The sequence below is a fragment of the Lysinibacillus sp. BS3 genome (assembly GCF_039614735.1).
Taxonomy (GTDB): Bacteria; Bacillota; Bacilli; order Bacillales_A; family Planococcaceae; genus Lysinibacillus; species Lysinibacillus capsici.
Genome location: NZ_CP154860.1, coordinates 2179670 through 2199858, shown reverse-complemented (window position 1 = coordinate 2199858; position 20189 = coordinate 2179670). Strand labels below are relative to the sequence as shown.

Sequence of the window (20189 nt, the reverse complement as noted above, 5' to 3'; positions counted from 1 at the left end):
TTTAAAGGTAGGGTAACGAAAATGAAAAGATTTATCGTGACAGGTGCTCTTCATGGCCTATTAGCAGTAGCATTCGGTGCATTTGGTGCACATGCTTTAAAGGAAATTTTAGATGAATATAGTCGAGGTATTTGGGAAACGGCTGTTCAATATCAAATGTTTCACGCTACAGGATTACTAATCATTGGTCTGTTAATGAGCTCTAAACTATTAGGTGAAGTGAAACAATTAAATCTAGCAGGTATTTTCTTTAACCTTGGTATTGTTTTCTTTTCTGGGAGCTTATATGTTCTAGCGATAAGTGGTATTAAAGTATTAGGAGCTATTACACCAATTGGTGGCGTACTATTTTTAGCTGGATGGCTACTTATTATTTTAACTGCTCTCAAGCATGCTCGCTAATTTTAAGCTGACTCTCTTACATTATTTGTAGGGGGGTTTTTCTTTGTTATGAGTCATCTTTCAAAGATAGGGATTTAAATCCTATCCATTTTGTAAGAATTTATAGTACACTACTAATATTACTTGCAATATTTCGAAAATACCAAAAGTGAGGTTACGTAGTATGGAAAAACTATTTACATTACTGGATGCTAACTATAATGAGATGGTAGGGATTCGTCGCCATTTACATGAATACCCTGAATTATCCTTTGAAGAAGTCGAAACGCCATCCTATATAGCTACTTTTCATAGAGAATTGGGTCATGTGGTTCGAGAAGGAGTGGGAGGACGTGGCGTCGTAGCGATATTACGTGGCGGAAAGCCGGGCAAAACGGTGGCTTTACGAGCTGACTTCGATGCATTAGCGATTCAAGAAGAAAATGATGTACCTTACAAATCTAAAATAGCTGGAAAAATGCATGCATGTGGACATGATGGACATACAGCTACATTGCTTGGGCTAGCTAAGGCATTGAATGCGATGAGGGACCAAATTGAAGGCAATGTCGTATTTATTCATCAGCATGCAGAGGAAGTGGCTCCAGGTGGAGCTAAGCCAATGATTAAGGATGGTTGTTTAGAAGGTGTAGATGTTATTTTTGGTACACATTTATGGGCACCTACACCATTAGGAGAAATATTAGTGAAAGATGGAGCCATCATGGCTGCCGCGGATAAAGTAGAAATAACGGTACAAGGAAAGGGTGGTCATGGCGCAGAGCCTCATCATTCTATTGATGCAGTTACCCTAGCCTCCCAATTTGTCGTTAATGCTCAACAGCTTGTTTCAAGACGAATTGACCCATTGAAATCAGCTGTTTTAACAATCGGTCATTTTGAGGCAATTAATCCGTTTAATGTTATAGCTGATCGGGTAGTTTTAGCGGGGACAATTCGTACATTTGAAGAAGAAGTACGCATACAAATGGAACAAGAGTTAGAAGCAGTATTAAATGCGACTTGTCTGGCATTTGGGGCAAGTTACGAATATCGTTACACAAGGGGTTATCCACCTGTTTATAACCATCAGAGAGAAACCGAGTTTTTGGCACAATTGGCGTCGACTGTACCAGGGGTAGATCAAGTAATAACATGTCCACCATTTATGATTGGGGAAGATTTTGCGTATTATTTAGAAAAAGTACCAGGCACATTTTTCTTCACAGGAGCTAAAAAGCCAGAATGGGAAACGGCCTATCCGCATCATCATGCACGCTTTGATTTTGATGAACGTGCTATGCTAATTGCAGCAAAAACCTTAGGTAAAGCAACCTTAACGTATTTAAAAGAAAATTGAACATAGCGAATGATAAAAATCCGCATACGCCCATCGACTTTTGGTCAGTGAGTGTATTGCGGATTTTTACTTAGAGATAGAATTATGGATTTTGATTAAAGTAAGCCATTTCCTCATCATACTCAGCAAAATCGAAATAAATCATAGGGAAAAGAAAACGATGATTAGACTTAAGCTCACGAATAATGACATGATCTCGACCAGCTGCTTCTACCACACCACGAACAGTTTTTGTGTTTTTTCCCTGCTCTACTGCGTGCTCAAAAGAAAAATGGAAGGTAGCTGGTTTTCCACGGTTCAAACGTAAAATATTTTCTATATAGGACTCCTCACGGCCAGGTGGTCGTCCGCTCGGAAGTGTGACTGGAGGAGGAGTCATTTGTTGTTGCGTTGTTGGTGTCCAATAATAAGGCATCATCAATTATCAACCTACTTTCTTTTTAAATTTGAGGACAATCTTGTTCAGTTGGCGAGAAAAAACAATGGGATTTGAACCTGCCAGTATTCCATTGGCCATACCATTGTGCAGGACAATCACCTGCTGGCATGAAAAACCACAAAGAGCGGGTAGCTGGATGAAATCTTTCACCCTGAATCACCCTTTTAGCTAACCGGATATCTTGATCACGTGCTCTTTGATAAAAATAACCCTTTTGTGTTGCCTCAAAGCCTCCCGGACGCTGATAAACCATTTGTTCAATTGTTCGAATATCACCAAAATCTAAACAATCACCTCTTACACGATTAACGCCAACATTCCCAACCATCAGCATGCCTAACTCTCCTTCGCCTTCTGCTTCGGCACGCATTAGTCTTGCAAGTAGGGCTGTCTGTGCATCATTCGTCTTAATAACAGCGATTTTCATACCTCCTCGCAGACAGTATATGCACGAAGGTATAGTAGTCATGTTCAATTTTATTAAGAAAGACAATCACATATTAAAGTTACTATGCATATAGTAGTAATAACGACAAGTACGTAGAAAATACTTCAAATCCTGCAAGGCCCGATAGTTTTTATAGCAAAAAGGGTAAATAGAAAAAAATAGATTTAGGGGAACGTGAGATCAATGAATTGCATGTGTATCTAATACATGTGAGGTGATGGCTTATGGAAATTGGCGTTTGGTTTGGGATCTTATTAAGTGCAGTACTGGCTTTTCTATTAGGGGAGTTTTATGGACAGCCGCTCCACTGGTATCTCTTTATTGTTATTATAGTGATTGGTTTTTTTATTCAAACGGTTATCTTAATTTTAAAAGTAAAGAACGAGAGCTCTTAATGAGGTATATAGAAGAAACGTGTTGAGGTTAAGAAAGTGTCATCGCTAAAAGATGGCACTTTTTTATATTGTGAGTAAAAGGGTGGAAAGCAGGGCATCAGGAAAAATGCCTTTACAATGCTTGTTTTAGCTGATATCCAATAAGACATAATTATTCTTGCCTAGTAAGTATATTAAAAATATAGCGTGACATACTAAAATTGACTTTATTTTTGCTTTTATGAAGGAGCGTTTCCATGCGTATTTTTAGTATGTTTGTAGCGATCATCATCAGCGCTTTTCTGGCAGTTGGAATAGCAGAATATTATCATCAACCATATAATTGGTATTTAGTTTTTCTTATGATTCTAACTGGGATTTTTATTCATATTATTATTTTAATATTCGAATCCGAGAATGCAGAAGAAAACGAAATTTAAAAATGCGAGTCCGTCAATATGGACTCGCATTTTTAATTAGATATTAAACAGTTAAGAATTTAACCAATTTTTCTTTATCAAGTAGGTTGCCGACGAAGAATTCCCCGAACTCGCCATAGCGAGCTGACACTTCGTCAAAGCGCATTTCATATACTAGTTTTTTGAATTGTAGTACGTCATCAGCAAATAAAGTTACGCCCCATTCGTGATCATCGAAGCCTACAGAGCCAGTGATAATTTGTTTTACTTTACCAGCATAGCCGCGACCAATCATCCCGTGAGAACGCATTAATGATTTACGCTCATCCATTGATAGCATGTACCAGTTATCGTTCCCTTGACGGCGTTTATCCATTGGATAGAAGCATACATATTTAGCACGCGGAAGCTCAGGATATAGACGCGCACGTACATGTGGATTTTGGTAAGGATCTTCATTTGATTCGCCAGCTAGATAGTTTGAAAGCTCTACAACAGATACATAAGAGTATGTAGGAATTGTAAAATCTGCAATAGCTAATTTATTGAATTCCGCTTCAAGCTCTTGTAACTCGTCCATCGTTTCACGTAATGTCATAATCATAAAGTCTGCTTTTTGACCAACGATTGCATAAAAAGCATGAGCACCTGTTTTAGCTACGTCTGCTTCGTTCAGTTTTTCTAAATAAGCAATAAATTCCTCTACTGCTGCTTGACGTTCCTCTGCAGAAACAAGTTTCCAAGATGCCCAGTCGATTGAGCGGAAATCATGTAAAGCGTACCAACCATCTAACGTAATTGCTGCTTCATTCATTATTGAAAACACTCCTTTATAAGTGAATACCATTCAAAAATTAGTTTATCATAGTTTGTACAAAAACCCTAAGTTCATGATAGTAATTCACGAATTTGACACCATCTAAAGATCATGTATTCTAAAGAGAAGAGATGTAATAAGAGGAGTACCAAAATGAAACATATTTTACAACAGCCAATTTGGCGTTATTATGATCAATCCATTAGTGCGAAGCAAAGATCACCGCTTGAATCTTTTGCGACGGACGATACATTGTGCCAATTAGTTGGCCAATTGATGTCTCCTCCAACAATTCGTACATGGGTTCATGAGGCATCTGTTGTGCTAGGTATTCAAGACCATCGGTTACCTTATGTTCAGCAAGGTATGGAATTACTAGAATCTAGAGGCTATCATCCTATTGTTCGTAATTCTGGTGGACTAGCGGTTGTGCTAGATGAAGGGATTCTTAATATTTCCATTGTATTGTCTGAACAAAAAGAGTCGCTCAGTATAAACGATGGCTATGATGTGATGGTGGACCTTGTGAAGGGATTGTTCCCAGAAGTAGCTGAAAAAATTGAGGCTTATGAAATAGTGGGCTCTTATTGCCCAGGTTCTTATGATTTAAGTATTGATGGGAAAAAATTTGCTGGTATTTCACAAAGACGCTTACGTCAAGGGGTGGCAGTGCAAATTTATTTATGTATTGAGGGGAGTGGCTCACAACGCGCGGCACTTATCCGTGACTTTTATGAAGAGAGCTTGCAACAAGAGGAAACAAAATTCGCTTACCCTCAAATCGTGCCAGAAGTCATGGCTTCGCTATCGGAGCTTATAGACCCTCATTTAACAGTAGAAGCGGTTGTTATTCGTCTACAGCAACTACTTAATCAGTGGGCCGAGGAAGTACGTCCACAGTCCTTTTACGACGAAGAATTAACGTTGTATGGTTTTTATTTACAGCGGGTTTTTGAGCGCAACACCAAAATGCTTGAACGTAAGTAAGCTAGTTGATTATATGAAACAGAAAAAGCGATGCGGCTAATTTAGCGCATCGCCATTTTCTGGTTGATAAATAGAACTGCTAGTTACAAGATTTCCGTTCTTCTCCATTTTAAAAACAGGTGCAATTCGCTCTTCCTCTTCATCAAGCGTAACAAGACGTCTAGCACGATTCATAATTTGAACAAATTGCTCGTAATCTTTGCGAATCGCTCGATTTTCCTCTTCTAGTTTTGTAATGGTTTTCTCTAGTTTTTTATTTTTCTCAGATGTTACATGTACAAGTTGTCGCCATTTTGAAGATTCATTTCCTACTTCACCAGAATGCTGTAAACGTAGTAAATAAGCTATGACAATATCAAGAGAAAGGGCAGATAGCGGAATTGATTTTCCTTCTGCAGCACTATTATTTACGGTAAACATACTAGAAGCACGGCGTCTTGCTGGCGCTCCCAACACTCGCATTCTCTCTTTTCTTTCCTTTTTAGCTTCTGCTAATTGTTCCTCGTATTCTTTACGAACAACGGCATTCCAACGAAAACCACAGGCTGCCGCAGTACGATTTAATGCATCGCCTGCTTCCTCAAAGGCATTAAGCTGTGTGCTTCCTTCTGTTACATGACGGATTACAGCCTCTGCTAGTAATTCATCGTTTTCTTTTAACCAAGCATCTTGTCTTACTTTACTCATATTAAAATCCTCCCACCTTTATCTGGAACTTGTTATTTAAGACTAGCATGACCAATCTTTTAACCTTTTATTCATCTATGTAGAAGGAATTATGCTTGAATAGAAGGGGAAAAGTACGATACAATACCCGATGTAGGTTTGCGCACATGCTGCATACTTAAATATGTGAAGGTCATGTGTGCAATAAAGCGAGATTATGTTTGAAAAATACTATATAGAAAGGGTTGTTGACAAAATGGCAAACGAATTTAAAGTTTGCGATGAATGTCAGGCCGTTAACTTAAAAACGTTAATTCCAAAATTAAAGGAAATCGATCCTGATGCAACCATCGAAATTGGCTGTCATTCTTACTGTGGTCCAGGACGCAAAAAGACATTTACCTTTGTAAATAGCCGACCTGTTGCTGCATTAACAGAAGATGAACTAATGGAAAAGGTTTTAGCAAAATTAAAAAAGTAAAACTAAAAGCTATCTCTACTTGGGGGATAGTTTTTGTTTTGCTTTTTTTATATGTTGAGAAATTAGACCAATATAAATATAAAAATAATGATAAAGGTAATCGAAATAGGTTGTTAATATCTATAGAAAAATGGCAATAAGTATGCTAGTCCTAGATTTATCGCATATAATAGAACTATAACAAAATGGGGGTGCTATCCAAATGACATATGCAAACGCTAAATTAGAAGAAGAAAAGGTATTTAAAGATCCAGTACACCGTTATGTACATGTTCGAGATCAAGTGATATGGGATTTAGTGGGTACAAGAGAATTTCAGCGTTTACGTAGAATTCGTCAACTAGGTACCACATTTTTAGTATTTCATGGAGCAGAGCATAGTCGCTTTAGTCATTCTCTGGGGGTTTACGAAATTGTACGTCGCATAGTAGATGATATCTTTGTAGGGCGTCCAGATTGGGATGAAAGTGAAAGATTATTAGTGTTATGTGCAGCCCTTTTACATGATTTAGGTCATGGCCCATTTTCCCATGCCTTTGAAAATGTATTTGAGCTTGATCATGAATATTTTACAAGGCAGATTTTGTTGGGAGATACGGAAGTAAATGCGATCTTAAAAAAAGTGGCAGCTGATTTTCCTGAAAAGGTATCCCAAGTAATTGAAAAGACATATCCAAATAAGCAAGTAATTAGTTTAATTTCGAGCCAAATTGATGCAGATCGTATGGATTACTTACAACGTGATGCTTATTTTACAGGTGTAAGCTACGGTCATTTTGATATGGAACGGATTTTAAGAGTAATGCGTCCAAGAAAAAACCAAGTAGTAATCAAAGCAACAGGCATGCATGCGGTGGAAGACTATATAATGAGTCGCTATCAAATGTACTTACAAATTTATTTCCATCCTGTTTCACGAAGTGCAGAGGTAATTTTAAATAATATATTAAAAAGAGTAAAACAATTAAGCTTAGCGGGCTATACATTTAAGCATGAGCCTACTCATTTCCTAGCATTTTTCCGAAATGTTATTACATTAGAGGATTATCTTGCGTTAGACGAGAGTATACTTTTTACATATTTTCAGTTATGGATGCAAGAGGAGGATGCCATTCTAAGTGATTTAAGCCGCCGCTTTGTGAATCGTAAGCTATTTCAATACATTGATTTAGACCCTGGAGTAGAGCTCAATAAATATCAAAAACTCCAAGAGCTTTTCAAAAAGGCAGGATTAGACCCCGATTATTATCTTGTACATGATACAACAGCAGATCTGCCATATGATTTTTACAGACCAGGAGAGGAAGAAGTGCGTGTACCAATTTTTTTAGAAATGAAAAATGGTGAGCTACGGGAGCTTTCACGTGAATCCATTATTGTGGATGCTATCTCAGGGCGTATGAAACGAGATCATAAAATCTATTTCCCATTAGATTTCTTAGAGGACGATTCAACAAACTCAACTGTAAAAAAACAAATATTAATGTTATTAAGGAAAGACAATAAATAAATATAAATTTTAAAAATAATAAAGCAGTAAACACGTTCCAATGGGATGTTGTTTACTGCTTTATTATTTTTAGATAATTGTTTAGAAACTGTTAAGTTGAATTAGATATAATTAATCAATAATTTTGAAATGGAGGTGGTGCAAATTGATTGTTGTGATACAAAAGTGCCGTGAAGATATGTGGAAACATATTTGAGTGATTCTAATGACCTATATTAAGATAATGGTTGATTTTTATTTGAGATGTTTCCATAAAAATTAAAGGAAAGAGAGAGTGACCTATTGTTTGTTCATTCCTTTCCTAAAACTGAAAGGATCAATCTTTGTAGCAAACAGTATCAGGTATCTCTCTAACTAAAAAAGGAGAGAAACATGAAAAAATTAAACATAGCGATAATTATATTGCTACTTGTATTTCAAACAGTACTTTCACCAATTTCAGTGTTTGCCGACGAGAGTCAACCACCTGTGACTCCTCAAAATGAATCTAGCGAAAATACTGTGATTGATTCTGATGGAGAAGTAGGAAACCAAAATACTACAAGTGAAATACCAAGTGAAGATGCTGCTGAAGTGACAACTCCAGAAGATGAAACAAAATCAGAAGAGCAAACAGAAGGACAGCAAGAAGAGCAGCCAGAAGAACAACAAGAAGAGCAACCAGAAGAACAGCAAGAAGGACAGCCAGAAGAACAACAAGAAGAGCAGCTAGAAAACCAGCCACAGTTAATAATGCCATTAGGTGCGCCAGTAGGTTACCCTGTTGAAAATATGCAAGCAGATGTGATGATGTCATTTAGTGGCTTAAAGCTCTTTTCACAAGGTGGAGCATTAATTACAAATGCTACAGATTTAGCAAATTATTCAGGGCCAAAACCTAAAAAGGGTGATGTAGTATATCTAAACTACACATTCTCTTTGGATCCAACAATTGATTATGGAATAGGTTCTACGTTCACATTCCAATTACCTGCCAATATGATTGAAGAGTACACAGCAGGTTCTTTTAATCAATCAAGAACATTAACAGAGACTGGTGATTGGTTAGCCTATTCGTCAAGCTATAACAGTGCTACAAAAACAGTAACAGTCACAATAGATAGTGAATTAGAACAAGGACAATCAGGTAGTATGAACTTTGAGTTTATGGCGAAATTTGATAACTTTGCTGATGAAAGTGAACTTGAACAATCATTAATAATCCCTGTGCTTGGAGGAGCAGATGTTCAACTAGACTTTGAATTTGCACCTACAGATAGTGGGGAATTACTAACTAAAAATGCTGGTTCTATTACACGAGACGCAAGTGGTGAAGTAACGATTCCCTGGACAGTTTGGGTGAATACTGGTGGGCAAAAACTTGAAAGTGCAAGTTTGAATGATGTACCAGATATAAAGCATGAGCTGGCTGGAAATATTACAGTTGAGCGATACAAAATAGGATTGAATGGGTTTAATTCAAATAGCCCAGGTGCTGTAGACGATACAAACATTGAAACCTCATTCCCTATTTCATTGACAGATGGATACTATGCATACAAAGTAACATATAACACTGTTGTAACAGCAGATCCAACTGCATCAAGTATGTCCTATACAAACGTAGCTACTTTGACAGGGACAAATATTCCTGCTAACACAACAGCCAATGGAACACAAACTGTACAATATGGACCGAGCTTAGATAAAACAAGAAGTGGCGATAAATATAATTCGACATGGACAATCAAGTATAACTGGCTAGGTCAAAAAATACCTGCTGATAAAGCGAAACTAACAGATACACTAACAGGCTCGTCGCCAACAACTGGTAAGCATAAAATTGATTACAGTAGTTTTGAAGTATATCGTGTAACTTTATCGAATGACGGTCAAACGGAGCAATCTTCAATTCTGTTAAGTGAAGGTCAAGATTATAGCTTCGATTCACAAAATAATTATAATTTTATAATCAACTTTGATCATTCAACAAATACTACAGGTCCAGCTGGTGAGGTGACATCAGCGTTTAAAGTTGTCTATGATACAGAGCTGGAAGATGAATTTGTTACAGATGCAAATACGGGCACGATTACAAATACTGTAACAAGAGGAGATAGTGGTTCAGACACAGCAACTCTAGACCTGGCTTCAAACATCTTTAATAAAGCACGCGGGGCAATTGACTATGTAAACAAAACAATTACATGGACTTTAACCATTAATGCTGAGAAAGATTTGAAAAACTTTGTAATAGAAGATGACTTTACAACCACAAATAAAGCTGGAGAAACGTTAAAACACACTTTAACACCATGGAACGGTACTGACTTCTATGAGGTTACTGGTGCAAATGGTTTAACGTACACGATTACAGATAAGGGGGGGAGTGCCCCAACTATAGGCAACGAAGGTTTTAAAATGGAATTTTCAAGTGACATTCCAAAAGACCGCACAGTTACTATTCGATACAAAACAAAGTACGATATTAAGCCAAACGGAGGTGTAGCAACCGCGTATATTAATACGGCTGATGCAACATGGGATGGCGCAATAGATTCTCATAACCAAGCATTAGATAGAACTGCTAATTATACGCCAGATTCTACTTCTCCAACAAACAATAATGGCTACAAAAAAGTTGTCGTAGATAACCAGACACAAGAGTTTTCTTGGCGTATTGGGGTTAATATCAATAAACAAGATATAAACAGTGCTACCTTAACAGATACATTAGGTGCGGGTCATTATATTCCTGTTCCAGATGGTCAAACATTAAAAGATCAAATTACCATATCTAAGCTAAACTTAACAACAGAAGAGGGAACAAAAAATGGTACATTAGATCCTGCTAAATGGACTGTTACAGAAACACTAACAGATAACAAGGTTACAGGTTTTGAAATTACGTTTATTAACCTAGATCCAATTACTGATAACAACGAAGCGTATTTAATTGAATACAAAACAAAAGATGCTGACGATATTTATGGTCAAAACTCAACTAATGCTCCAAGAGATTACACAAATACAGCGACTCTAGATACTCCACACAATGGAAGCTATAATTATAATGCAACAGCAAAAATTAGTAATCTTGCAAATGAGTTAATTAAAAAAACAGCGACACCTGTTCCAGCCAGCGATATTATTAATTGGGCAGTTACAGTAAATGCTTCTAATTCAAAATTAGGAAATATTACATTAACAGACAAACCATCAAGTAACCAAAAAATATTAACAAATACGTTCAAGAAACAAGAGATTAAACTAAATGCAAATGGGACTTCTCAAAATATAGGATCCCCTATTACTGTGGATGCTAGCGAAATTGTCCTAAATCAAGATGGTAGTTTTAGTCTTAATTTGGGAGAATTAAATGGCAAAGGTTATGTTGTTACGTATTCCACATTCTTTATGGGGGATGGTAACGCGGGTGAAACAATTTCTAATAGTGCCTCTATTGGTTACGCTGGAGCAACAGCTGCAGGTACAAGTGACCACGGTGGCGATAGCAAAACATTTAAATATAGCTCATCTGATACAAGTGCATCAGGTGTTAAGGGTACATTGCAATTAAAAAAATATAAAGTAAATCCTTTAACAGGTAAACGTGAACAGTTTGCTGGTGTTAAGTTTGAATTATGGAATAAAAATAACACAATCAAACTTGATGAAGGAACAACAGATGCAGATGGTACATTGACATTTGAACAAGTGCGTTACGGAAAGTATACGTTAAGAGAGGAATCACCAGGGGGCTATATTGCGATTGCGCCAATCACGATTACAATGGGAGCAAATATAGATATTACTCCAGGTGTGGATGGGAAAGCATATGTTATTGATAACATTGAGGATGTTAATTTAACAAATGCCTGTCCAGCATTCACATTAACAGTGAAAGATATTGATGGTAATGCTATTGCTAATAAAAATATTAAATTAATTGATAGCAACGGCAATGCAAAATACACGGGCACAACAAATGCTGCGGGGCAAGTATCAGATATTAAGCGACCTGGTACAGGTGGTAAAGAAGTCCAAGCAGGCGTGTATACATTAGTGGACGAAAATGACATTCCTTTAGGTACTGTTACCGTTAAATATGGTACTGGAGAATGTCAAGATACAGTCCAACCTACAAATTCATGTCCTAACTTTAAAATTACTGTAAAAAATGAGAATGGAAATCCACGTCCAAATGTATCAGTTACACTTAAAGATCTAAGTAATACTGTTATAGCTACTGGCACAACAAATAGTGATGGTCAATTCATCATTGATAAAACAACTCCAGCAGGAAAATATAAGCTATATGAGGGTACCCAGTATTTAGGTGAAGTAAATGTTACGTATCACAATGATAATTGCCAAAGTGAAGTACAGTTAGCACCAAAATGTGAAACGTTTGAATTAACTGTCTATGATGTTGATGGTAATTTAGTTGCAGATGGTACTTCAGTAACGGTTAAAAATAAAGATACAGGTAACATTATAGCTACAAAAACTACAAAAGACGGTGTAATTGAATTAAGTGATTTAGAGCCAGGTGTTTACACAGTTGTAGTTGATGGAGAAGAAATTGATGAGTTTGAAAGCAATATCGATTGTAAAGCGAGCGTTCAACCAACACCAAAATGTGAAAACTTCACAGTAATAATCAAAGATAATACTGGCATCATCAAGCCAGGTAACGATGTCATTATTAAAGATAAATCTGGAAAAGTAATCTCAACAAATAAGGATAAAGATGGAAATTTAACATTTGTATCTAAAACAACTCCTGCGGGTAAATATGATGTATATGATAAAAATATTTACTTAGGTGAGATAGAAGTTTCTTATGCGAGTGTTCCTTGTGAAATTACATTATCAATTGCACCAGTTTGTCCAGCCTTTACATTGACAATTAACAATATGTTTGGTCAACCACGTGTAGGCGTAAAAGTAACAATAACAGGTGAAGATGGTATACAGGTTGAAGATAATGGTTCAACAGAGTTTATAACAGATAGTAAGGGTCAAATTACGATCAATAATTCAATTATTAAGCCAGGTAAGTATATTGTAAGGGAGAATGGTAAGACAATTATTGGTACAGTTATCGTGGGTAATACATGCGAGGCTAAAATTCAGCCAAGTCTACCAGTAACACCTCCTACAACTAATCCAGGAAATCCAGATCCAGACCCAGAAAAACCAGTGGATCCGAACAAACCGAATCCAGATCCAGAGAAACCAGTGGATCCGAACAAACCGAATCCAGATCCAGAGAAACCAGTGGATCCCAACAAACCAAATCCAGATCCAGAGAAACCAGTGGATCCGAACAAACCAAATCCAGATCCAGAAAAACCGGTGGATCCGAACAAACCAAATCCAGATCCAGAAAAACCGGTGGATCCGAATAAACCAAATCCAGATCCAGAGAATCCTGTAGAACCAAACAAACCAAATACAGATTCAAATAATTCGGCCAATCCTGGAAAAACTGAGGGATCTAAACCTTCTGTTCAAGGTGTCATTGATCAAGGGAAAAACTTACCGCCTTATAATCCAACTAAAGCTACAAAAGATACATTAGATGCTTATAAGGATTTCTTGAATAAATATAGTCAATTAACTAAAGAGGAACAGGAAGCTGTTGCAGAATCACTTGATATTAACAAAATTAAATCGGATGCAAAACGATTAGAAGCTCAATTAAAAGCACAAGGTAAATTACCTCAGACAGATGGTGCCGATCAAACAGCACTAATGCTGATTGGAGTAGCACTTATTCTTGGTGCATTATACTTCTTACGTCGCCGCAACGCTGAAGTTAAATAATTACTTAAAAGAAGAAGCCCCTAAGACTCTTAAATCTTAGGGGCTTCACCTATTTCTAAAATGCTTCTGATAGCTTTTCAGGTGCTTTATCAAATGGATATTGTTGAACAAAATCAGCTTGTATGGCAAGACGCTTTGATCCATTATCAGCACATGTAATGAGTGTTAAAACAGTTTTATTTGGAATATCATCGATTACATAAATATCTGTTGCCGCGATGACTTTTTTAGAAGCTAATTGATATTCATAAATATTGGTTAAATCCGTTACATAGACTGTATCTCCTATACTTGCTTTATATAGAGGACTAAATAAGATATCCTTTTCTTCAAAATAATGTCCTGCTAAGGCGTAATTTCCCTGCCCGAGGCTTTGATTTGGTTTCATGGTACCTGCCCCTACGGCAAGTGCAGCATTTCCAACACCTTTGACAATCGGAAGTTGCATGTCAACACTTGGTATGGCGATACTACCAATTATGGGCATTTTATTGGCCTTTGTTTGAGCCTTTAATACCTCCGCTATGGACAGCGATTGTACATCCTCAAATACATAATCTGCATTAACCTGATTATTCTTTTCAATCTCTTCTACACTGATTTCAGTAGTATTTAATTGATGGCTTAAATGGGCAATGATCGCATTTTGAATGGGGCTGATAAATACAAGTATTAGGCCAAGGACGAGCATAGTGATGAGCAATATTATCTTCAGTTTATTCATGTCGTAGATCACATCCTTGTTTTTGAAATAGAAGGTTTTATTCCAGCAAAAGATGGTTAACTTATGACCATTTTAAAAAAATGGATAGAGCGTTAAGATGCTTGCTCTATCCATCTTACTACTATTTGTCGCTAAAACGAACGCCTGCAACGCCGTAATGGTTTTTAGACATTTCTTCAATAAAAACTGTTACATTTTCTGCAGGTGCATTAACTGTGCGAGATACTGCTTCTGTTACTTCTTTTACAAGAGCACGTTTTTGTTCCTCTGTACGACCTTCAAGCATTTTCACTGTTACGTATGGCATAATATTGCCTCCTTTATAGAATAATGTTGTATAGTTAGTTTATAAGAAAGTATAAACTTCTTACTTGCGTTGAGGCATATACGCAATGGCGAAAATAGTGATTGTTTCGATAAAATATGCGTTGATATGCTTTCCTTTATAATAGCAGAATGGAGGATATTTAAGTATGACAAATGAAGAAAAACCAAAACAAAAAATGGGTTTTACCATTATAAAAAACGATCCAACAGATGGACATAAAGGGTTTGGTATCGGTTCACTTTCATTAGAGAATGTATCGCCTGTAATAGTGGACGTAGAAGAGGGGACGGCTTCTGTTGAAATTGGTGCCATGCATGCAAGAAGTGACGTAGAGCGTGGTATTAAATTTACAATGGACCGTGCTGATTCAGAGGGCGGGAAACCGTATTGGCTCGTGTGGGTGACGATAGACCATAAAGAAAATGGGCCATATTATGCAGGAGTTACAGCCTGTGAGATGGTTGTAAATCGTGAAAAACGACGTGGCTATAAAATTCTAGCTGATCATGTAAATAAAATGGATAAATCCATGAAACGTCATATTATTGTAGAGCATATGGATGCACCGTCTAAAAAAGTGTTAGCTTCTTTCCTTAAACAACTTAATCCAGAATTGTGGGAACGTAGTGAGGAGCAATTGCGTCAAGACTTATTTGTCGAATAGACTTGTAATGATTGAACAATCTGTGACATTTTGCAATCGCTTTCGATATTAGGTTGAAAGTGTGTTTGAAACAAAGTACACTTGATGCAGAGCTTACATTTTAGTAAGCTAGGACACTTGGTATCGCGAATGTGATGAGCGCTATGCGGCATTTGAACAACCCAAACCCAAGCCAAATGCCCCATGATGCTCATACTTCGCGGACCATAAAAAAAGAAAAGCTTTCTGTTCCCACGGACACGTCTCCGGGGAAGAGAAAGCTTTTCTTATTTTTAGTATATCAGTTACTTTGTCGAGAGCCTTCATAGCTAAAAACGTATTAGGATTAAAAAGGTTTCCGAAATTATCTTGTTTTTAGTCCTTAAATATAGAGAATGGTAGCATATTCCAAAATTCTCCCCATGTATTACTGTCGAGAATATCGAAGTTTGTACATTTTTCAGTAGGTACATCCTTCGACTCTACATAGACTAGACGTTGTTTAGGACAAGCGTCAGTCGCTAATTTACCTGTTTCAATATCAATGACAACGCCCTCTACACCTTTAGGTTTTTTGAAATCCTCATTTTTTGTACCTTTGTTGACAGTTTCCATAAAGTCAATCCAGATTTGCTTTGTTGCAGCAGTATCTTCCTTCGTGGTAAGGTTTTTACCCTGATCATAGCCATTCCATACACCAGCAGTTAGTTTTGGAGTAAAACCAATTAACCATTGATCACTATTCGTAGAACCTGATTTAGCAGCATATGTGTGTGTCATACGTGAACGAATACTGATTCCTGTAGCGGGTGAATAGTCACTGAAAACAGGATCAAAAATACCTGTCATCATTTCTGTTAAGATGTATGCATTTTCTTTAGAAATGGCTGTTTCAGCTTTGCTTGCTACATCTTTGTTTTCATAAATAACATCTCCATGTGCATTTTTAATGGATACAATGGTTGTTGGTGTTGTTTGCTGTCCTTGCGACGCCAAAATATTATATGCATTTGTCATTTCGTATAATGTCGTTTCAATCGTTCCTAGTGCAATGGATAAATTATCCTTCGCACCAATTCCTACATTAAAACGGTTTGCCATATCATGAAACTCTTTGAAGCCAATGTCCTCTAAGGTTTTTACTGCGTAAATATTATCTGAGATAGCAATAGCTTGTGCCATTGTCATATCATGATCTGCAAATTGACCGTTGACGTTTTTAGGTGCATAAGTGCCACGCCCATTATCATACGTAAAAGTTGTTTCACCAACATCTAAAAAAGTTAGTGGCGTGTAACCATTTTCTAGCGCCGCTGCATATAAGATCGGCTTAATAGTAGAGCCTGGTTGACGTTTGGCTTGTGTAACTCGGTTAAATGAGCTTACTGAATAATCACGACCACCGACTAGTGCAGTGACAGCTCCTGTTTTAGATTCCATACTTACAAACGCAGATTGCAGATCATTGGCAGGCATATTTTTGGCTACTGCTTCTTCAGCTGCTTTTTGATGCTCCAGATTAAGCGTTGTTTGAATCGTCCAGCCACCTTCACTAATATCAAGGTTTTTTGATTTTAAGATTTCACTGGCTTCTTGCCAAGCCACATCCAAGAAATAAGGGGCAACAGATTTGGTTGCAACCCAGCTATCATTTTTTAAGACGAGCTGTTCATTTTCAGCACGCGTTTTTTCTTCTTGTGTAATGGCACCTTGGTCTGCCATAAGTTTTAAAATAACGTGTTGACGATTGGTAGCCTTATCTAAATTGGCAATTGGTGAGTAAATACTTGGTCCTTTTGGTACGCCTGTTAGCATTGCTGCTTCAGCAAGCGTTAAATCACTGGCAGATTTTCCGAAATAAAAACGACTTGCAGCTTCTACTCCATACATGCCATGACCGTAATATACCGTATTCAAATAGCCCTCTAGTATTTCGTCCTTGTCATAAAAAACTTCTAATCTATAAGCATACAGGGCTTCGTTTAATTTACGTGTCCAAGACTTTTCATGGGAAAGATAAAGGTTACGAGCATATTGTTGCGTAATGGTACTAGCTCCTTGAACCTTACCGCCAGCCTTAATGTCCACTAAAATGGCACCAGCAATACGTGAATAGTCGAAACCGCCATGTTGATAGAAATCTTTATCTTCAACAGCAACAACTGCTTCCTTTAAATAAGGTGACATCTCATCGAGGCCGACCCAATATCGTCGTTGATTTGTAAAGTGATCCCCAATTTGGTTCTCATTTTCATCTAAGAAAATAGAAGCCTTTGGTACGGTTAAAGGCGGTGCACCAGCCACTTGAACATAGATGCGGAGTGCGACAAACGCTACGACAATTGCAGATGTAAAGGCCACGAATAACGTAAGACTTTTGCGTGTGCGCTTTACACGTTGTTGCTTTCGATGATAGCTTTTTCGTTTCATCCGACTTCACCTCGTTTTCTCACAACTTCGAACTTAGCTTTAGTATGTGTTCGAACATTCATCTTTAATCGAAATTCTAACTAAAAACTATTGCACTTTATTCAAAAACATCTATACTTTTTTTGTACTACTTGAAATGCTGGCATTCGACAAAAAATCGCACCTTGTAGATTTTAATCGAAATTTGCTAGACGTTCCAATAATGTATACGAGGATAAAAGGATACAGGTTTCATTACAATCCTGTAAGCCATAATAGAAGAAGACGAAAAATGATGATTAATTATATGGAGGGCTAGCAATGAGATTTGATGAAGCTTATTCAGGAAATGTTTTTATAAAAAGTCATCCTACATATGACGATGCACAGGCAGTAATTTATGGTATGCCAATGGATTGGACAGTAAGTTACCGTCCAGGATCACGTTTCGGTCCACAGCGTATCCGTGAGGTATCCATTGGTCTTGAAGAGTACAGTCCATATCTAGATCGTGAGCTTGAGGAAGTAAAGTACTTTGATGCAGGGGATATTCCACTACCATTCGGTAATGCACAGCGTTCTTTAGATGAAATTGAGAAATTTATAGAGAAATTATTAGCGGATGGCAAGATTCCTGTCGGCATGGGTGGCGAGCATCTAGTGTCTTGGCCAGTAATGAAGGCTGTATCAGCTAAATATGATGATCTTGCTATTTTTCACTTTGATGCACATACAGATTTACGTGTGGAATATGAGGGAGAGCCACTTTCGCACTCTACACCAATCCGTAAAATTGCGGAACATATAGGACCTAAAAATGTCTATTCATTTGGAATTCGTTCAGGTATGAAAGAGGAATTTGAATGGGCAAAGGAAAACGGCATGCACATTTCAAAATTTGAAGTACTTGAACCGTTAAAAGAGGTCCTACCAACACTAGCTGGACGCAATGTGTATGTAACAATTGATATCGATGTTTTAGATCCAGCACACGCACCAGGCACTGGTACAGTAGACTGTGGTGGTATTACTTCGAAAGAATTACTCACTTCCATCCATGCTATTGCAGCAAGTGGTGTAAATGTAGTAGGTTTCGACCTAGTTGAAGTAGCACCGATCTACGATTCTTCAGAAATGACAGCAAACACAGCTTCAAAATTATTACGTGAAATGATATTAGGCTGGGTAAAATAAATAAGATTGGTTGAATGGGGTTTAGCTATGAGCAAGCCCCATTTTATATTTTTGAAATGAGGAATGAGCCTTAGCATAAAATTGAAACTTATTTTACTTTGTAGCGTAGATAAGTTAGGTAAAATGTATGTTTCTTCAATTTAAATAAAGGAAGGAGGAGTATTATGATTTGGTCACTTCTCATGAATGATTTATTCATTTTTGTCAGTACAATGGAATACTTTTGGCTATTAGCATCTTTGGTTTTAACTGTATTAAGTGTTCATTTGCATCTGTATCTCGTCAATAAAATAACCGTTCAAGATGTGAAGGACGAGGAGTTTGAAGTTGACTATACTATCACGAATACTTGGACTCCACCTATGCTAACGTGGTTTGTTCTGTGTATTAGAATGTCCGAAGACAATGAGGAAGAAAGTGTATCTCCTAGTTTGATTTAAACTTTAAAACTAGGAGGACAACCATTGTTAACATTTTTAGCACAACCTATTATTACCCTCATTCATTTCATCCATTCTTTTACAGGTAGCTACGCACTTAGTGTCATTGGTATTACGATTGCAGTCAGATTAATTCTTATGCCGTTATTTATTCGATCGGCAAAACACCAAAAGCACTCAAAAGAATTAATGACTACCATTAAGCCTGAATTAGATGCGCTTACAGATAAATATAAGAATAGTCAAAGCGAATCTGAAAAAAGAATGGTACAGCAACAAATCCAAGAGCTAACTTCAGATTCATTGAAAAGCTCTTTACTAGGTTGTTTACCAATCATTATTCAATTACCGATATTATTTTCACTGTACTACGCGATTAAGCTAGATTCAGTGATTGCCAGTGAAAATTTCCTTTGGATGAATTTAGGGACGATTGATATTGGGGTTTCGATGATTGCTTGTTTGATTTATTTCATTCAAAGTTGTATAGCCCTAGAGAAAAGTCAACCATTAAATATGAAGATAATGGTATTTATTAATCCTCTCATGATCCTCATTTTTAGTCTGTTCAATCCAGCGATTATCCCGATCTATTGGACTGTTAGTGCTTTATTGTTAATAGTTCAACAATTGATTATAAGAAAATGGTATAGATAAAATGAAATCCTCTCTTTCCGTTATGGAAGGAGAGGGTTTTTATTTTCTCGAATAAACTTGTTGAGGAGCTTTACATCACTTCTATCTTGAAAAACCATAAG

At 37.1% G+C, this 20189-nt stretch carries 18 protein-coding genes; 11 read left to right on the top strand and 7 right to left on the bottom strand.

Annotation, left to right across the window (positions count from 1 at the left end):
* Nucleotides 1–21 precede the first annotated feature (21 nt).
* On the top strand, nucleotides 22–402 hold the full coding sequence (locus tag AAJG31_RS10980; RefSeq protein WP_048393440.1) for a DUF423 domain-containing protein: 381 nt from the start codon (nucleotides 22–24) through the stop codon (nucleotides 400–402).
* 163 nt (nucleotides 403–565) lie between these two features.
* Nucleotides 566–1741, top strand: a complete 1176-nt coding sequence (locus tag AAJG31_RS10975) for a M20 family metallopeptidase (protein ID WP_054548578.1) — start codon at nucleotides 566–568, stop codon at nucleotides 1739–1741.
* An 82-nt stretch (nucleotides 1742–1823) separates the two neighbouring features.
* Here the strand turns inward: AAJG31_RS10975 and gerQ are convergent, their stop codons facing one another.
* Entirely contained in the window at nucleotides 1824–2159 is a 336-nt protein-coding gene (gene gerQ / locus AAJG31_RS10970; RefSeq protein ID WP_004227629.1) for a spore coat protein GerQ, read from the bottom strand.
* A gap of 22 nt (nucleotides 2160–2181) precedes the next feature.
* The gene (locus AAJG31_RS10965) at nucleotides 2182–2607 is read right to left on the bottom strand and encodes a cell wall hydrolase (protein ID WP_004227631.1); all 426 of its coding nucleotides are present in this window, start codon (nucleotides 2605–2607) and stop codon (nucleotides 2182–2184) included.
* A gap of 245 nt (nucleotides 2608–2852) precedes the next feature.
* On the opposite strand from AAJG31_RS10965, the gene AAJG31_RS10960 reads away from it, so the two are divergent.
* A complete protein-coding gene (locus AAJG31_RS10960; RefSeq protein ID WP_004227634.1) occupies nucleotides 2853–3023 on the top strand; it encodes a hypothetical protein in 171 nt (56 codons plus the stop codon).
* 462 nt (nucleotides 3024–3485) lie between these two features.
* Here the strand turns inward: AAJG31_RS10960 and hemQ are convergent, their stop codons facing one another.
* On the bottom strand, nucleotides 3486–4235 hold the full coding sequence (gene hemQ / locus AAJG31_RS10955) for a hydrogen peroxide-dependent heme synthase (RefSeq protein ID WP_036078203.1): 750 nt from the start codon (nucleotides 4233–4235) through the stop codon (nucleotides 3486–3488).
* 156 nt (nucleotides 4236–4391) lie between these two features.
* Here hemQ and AAJG31_RS10950 point away from each other — a divergent pair, with 156 nt between their 5' ends.
* Nucleotides 4392–5225, top strand: coding sequence for a lipoate--protein ligase family protein (locus AAJG31_RS10950; RefSeq protein WP_054548577.1), 834 nt, complete (start codon nucleotides 4392–4394; stop codon nucleotides 5223–5225).
* A gap of 36 nt (nucleotides 5226–5261) precedes the next feature.
* Here AAJG31_RS10950 and AAJG31_RS10945 read toward each other — a convergent pair whose 3' ends face one another.
* The gene (locus AAJG31_RS10945; protein ID WP_004227650.1) at nucleotides 5262–5912 is read right to left on the bottom strand and encodes an RsfA family transcriptional regulator; all 651 of its coding nucleotides are present in this window, start codon (nucleotides 5910–5912) and stop codon (nucleotides 5262–5264) included.
* A gap of 235 nt (nucleotides 5913–6147) precedes the next feature.
* Here AAJG31_RS10945 and AAJG31_RS10940 point away from each other — a divergent pair, with 235 nt between their 5' ends.
* The 3 genes from AAJG31_RS10940 to AAJG31_RS10930 all read left to right on the top strand — a co-directional run bounded on the left by AAJG31_RS10940 (nucleotide 6148) and on the right by AAJG31_RS10930 (nucleotide 13693).
* Complete coding sequence (locus AAJG31_RS10940) at nucleotides 6148–6372, top strand: DUF1450 domain-containing protein (protein WP_004227652.1); 225 nt, start codon at nucleotides 6148–6150, stop codon at nucleotides 6370–6372.
* A gap of 202 nt (nucleotides 6373–6574) precedes the next feature.
* Nucleotides 6575–7882, top strand: a complete 1308-nt coding sequence (locus tag AAJG31_RS10935) for an HD domain-containing protein (RefSeq protein WP_004227654.1) — start codon at nucleotides 6575–6577, stop codon at nucleotides 7880–7882.
* 372 nt (nucleotides 7883–8254) lie between these two features.
* Nucleotides 8255–13693, top strand: a complete 5439-nt coding sequence (locus AAJG31_RS10930) for a collagen binding domain-containing protein (protein ID WP_279493830.1) — start codon at nucleotides 8255–8257, stop codon at nucleotides 13691–13693.
* Nucleotides 13694–13748: 55 nt separating this feature from the next.
* Here AAJG31_RS10930 and AAJG31_RS10925 read toward each other — a convergent pair whose 3' ends face one another.
* Nucleotides 13749–14417 carry a class A sortase gene (locus tag AAJG31_RS10925; RefSeq protein WP_257961631.1) on the bottom strand — a complete coding sequence of 223 codons (669 nt, stop codon included), beginning with the start codon at nucleotides 14415–14417 and terminating at the stop codon, nucleotides 13749–13751.
* 121 nt (nucleotides 14418–14538) lie between these two features.
* A complete protein-coding gene (locus AAJG31_RS10920) occupies nucleotides 14539–14724 on the bottom strand; it encodes a 2-hydroxymuconate tautomerase (protein ID WP_004231516.1) in 186 nt (61 codons plus the stop codon).
* Between the two features lie 166 nt (nucleotides 14725–14890).
* On the opposite strand from AAJG31_RS10920, the gene AAJG31_RS10915 reads away from it, so the two are divergent.
* On the top strand, nucleotides 14891–15409 hold the full coding sequence (locus tag AAJG31_RS10915; protein WP_004231517.1) for a YwhD family protein: 519 nt from the start codon (nucleotides 14891–14893) through the stop codon (nucleotides 15407–15409).
* 354 nt (nucleotides 15410–15763) lie between these two features.
* On the opposite strand, the gene AAJG31_RS10910 is transcribed toward AAJG31_RS10915, so the two are convergent.
* Nucleotides 15764–17818 (bottom strand): PBP1A family penicillin-binding protein, encoded by a 2055-nt coding sequence (locus AAJG31_RS10910; RefSeq protein ID WP_048393764.1) that lies wholly within the window; start codon nucleotides 17816–17818, stop codon nucleotides 15764–15766.
* Nucleotides 17819–18118: 300 nt separating this feature from the next.
* Here AAJG31_RS10910 and speB point away from each other — a divergent pair, with 300 nt between their 5' ends.
* The 3 genes from speB to yidC all read left to right on the top strand — a co-directional run bounded on the left by speB (nucleotide 18119) and on the right by yidC (nucleotide 20088).
* Entirely contained in the window at nucleotides 18119–18991 is an 873-nt protein-coding gene (gene speB, locus AAJG31_RS10905; protein WP_279493837.1) for an agmatinase, read from the top strand.
* 164 nt (nucleotides 18992–19155) lie between these two features.
* Nucleotides 19156–19431 (top strand): hypothetical protein, encoded by a 276-nt coding sequence (locus tag AAJG31_RS10900; protein ID WP_004231520.1) that lies wholly within the window; start codon nucleotides 19156–19158, stop codon nucleotides 19429–19431.
* A gap of 24 nt (nucleotides 19432–19455) precedes the next feature.
* The gene (yidC, locus tag AAJG31_RS10895; protein ID WP_115674198.1) at nucleotides 19456–20088 is read left to right on the top strand and encodes a membrane protein insertase YidC; all 633 of its coding nucleotides are present in this window, start codon (nucleotides 19456–19458) and stop codon (nucleotides 20086–20088) included.
* Nucleotides 20089–20189 lie beyond the last annotated feature (101 nt).

Bases quoted from the DNA above. Each gene is read 5' to 3' on its own strand.
- AAJG31_RS10980 (WP_048393440.1), top strand. From the start codon at position 22: ATGAAAAGATTTATCGTGACAGGTGCTCTTCATGGCCTATTAGCAGTA.
- AAJG31_RS10975 (WP_054548578.1), top strand. From the start codon at position 566: ATGGAAAAACTATTTACATTACTGGATGCTAACTATAATGAGATGGTA.
- gerQ (WP_004227629.1), bottom strand. From the start codon at position 2,159: ATGATGCCTTATTATTGGACACCAACAACGCAACAACAAATGACTCCT.
- AAJG31_RS10965 (WP_004227631.1), bottom strand. From the start codon at position 2,607: ATGAAAATCGCTGTTATTAAGACGAATGATGCACAGACAGCCCTACTT.
- AAJG31_RS10960 (WP_004227634.1), top strand. From the start codon at position 2,853: ATGGAAATTGGCGTTTGGTTTGGGATCTTATTAAGTGCAGTACTGGCT.
- hemQ (WP_036078203.1), bottom strand. From the start codon at position 4,235: ATGAATGAAGCAGCAATTACGTTAGATGGTTGGTACGCTTTACATGAT.
- AAJG31_RS10950 (WP_054548577.1), top strand. From the start codon at position 4,392: ATGAAACATATTTTACAACAGCCAATTTGGCGTTATTATGATCAATCC.
- AAJG31_RS10945 (WP_004227650.1), bottom strand. From the start codon at position 5,912: ATGAGTAAAGTAAGACAAGATGCTTGGTTAAAAGAAAACGATGAATTA.
- AAJG31_RS10940 (WP_004227652.1), top strand. From the start codon at position 6,148: ATGGCAAACGAATTTAAAGTTTGCGATGAATGTCAGGCCGTTAACTTA.
- AAJG31_RS10935 (WP_004227654.1), top strand. From the start codon at position 6,575: ATGACATATGCAAACGCTAAATTAGAAGAAGAAAAGGTATTTAAAGAT.
- AAJG31_RS10930 (WP_279493830.1), top strand. From the start codon at position 8,255: ATGAAAAAATTAAACATAGCGATAATTATATTGCTACTTGTATTTCAA.
- AAJG31_RS10925 (WP_257961631.1), bottom strand. From the start codon at position 14,417: ATGAATAAACTGAAGATAATATTGCTCATCACTATGCTCGTCCTTGGC.
- AAJG31_RS10920 (WP_004231516.1), bottom strand. From the start codon at position 14,724: ATGCCATACGTAACAGTGAAAATGCTTGAAGGTCGTACAGAGGAACAA.
- AAJG31_RS10915 (WP_004231517.1), top strand. From the start codon at position 14,891: ATGACAAATGAAGAAAAACCAAAACAAAAAATGGGTTTTACCATTATA.
- AAJG31_RS10910 (WP_048393764.1), bottom strand. From the start codon at position 17,818: ATGAAACGAAAAAGCTATCATCGAAAGCAACAACGTGTAAAGCGCACA.
- speB (WP_279493837.1), top strand. From the start codon at position 18,119: ATGAGATTTGATGAAGCTTATTCAGGAAATGTTTTTATAAAAAGTCAT.
- AAJG31_RS10900 (WP_004231520.1), top strand. From the start codon at position 19,156: ATGATTTGGTCACTTCTCATGAATGATTTATTCATTTTTGTCAGTACA.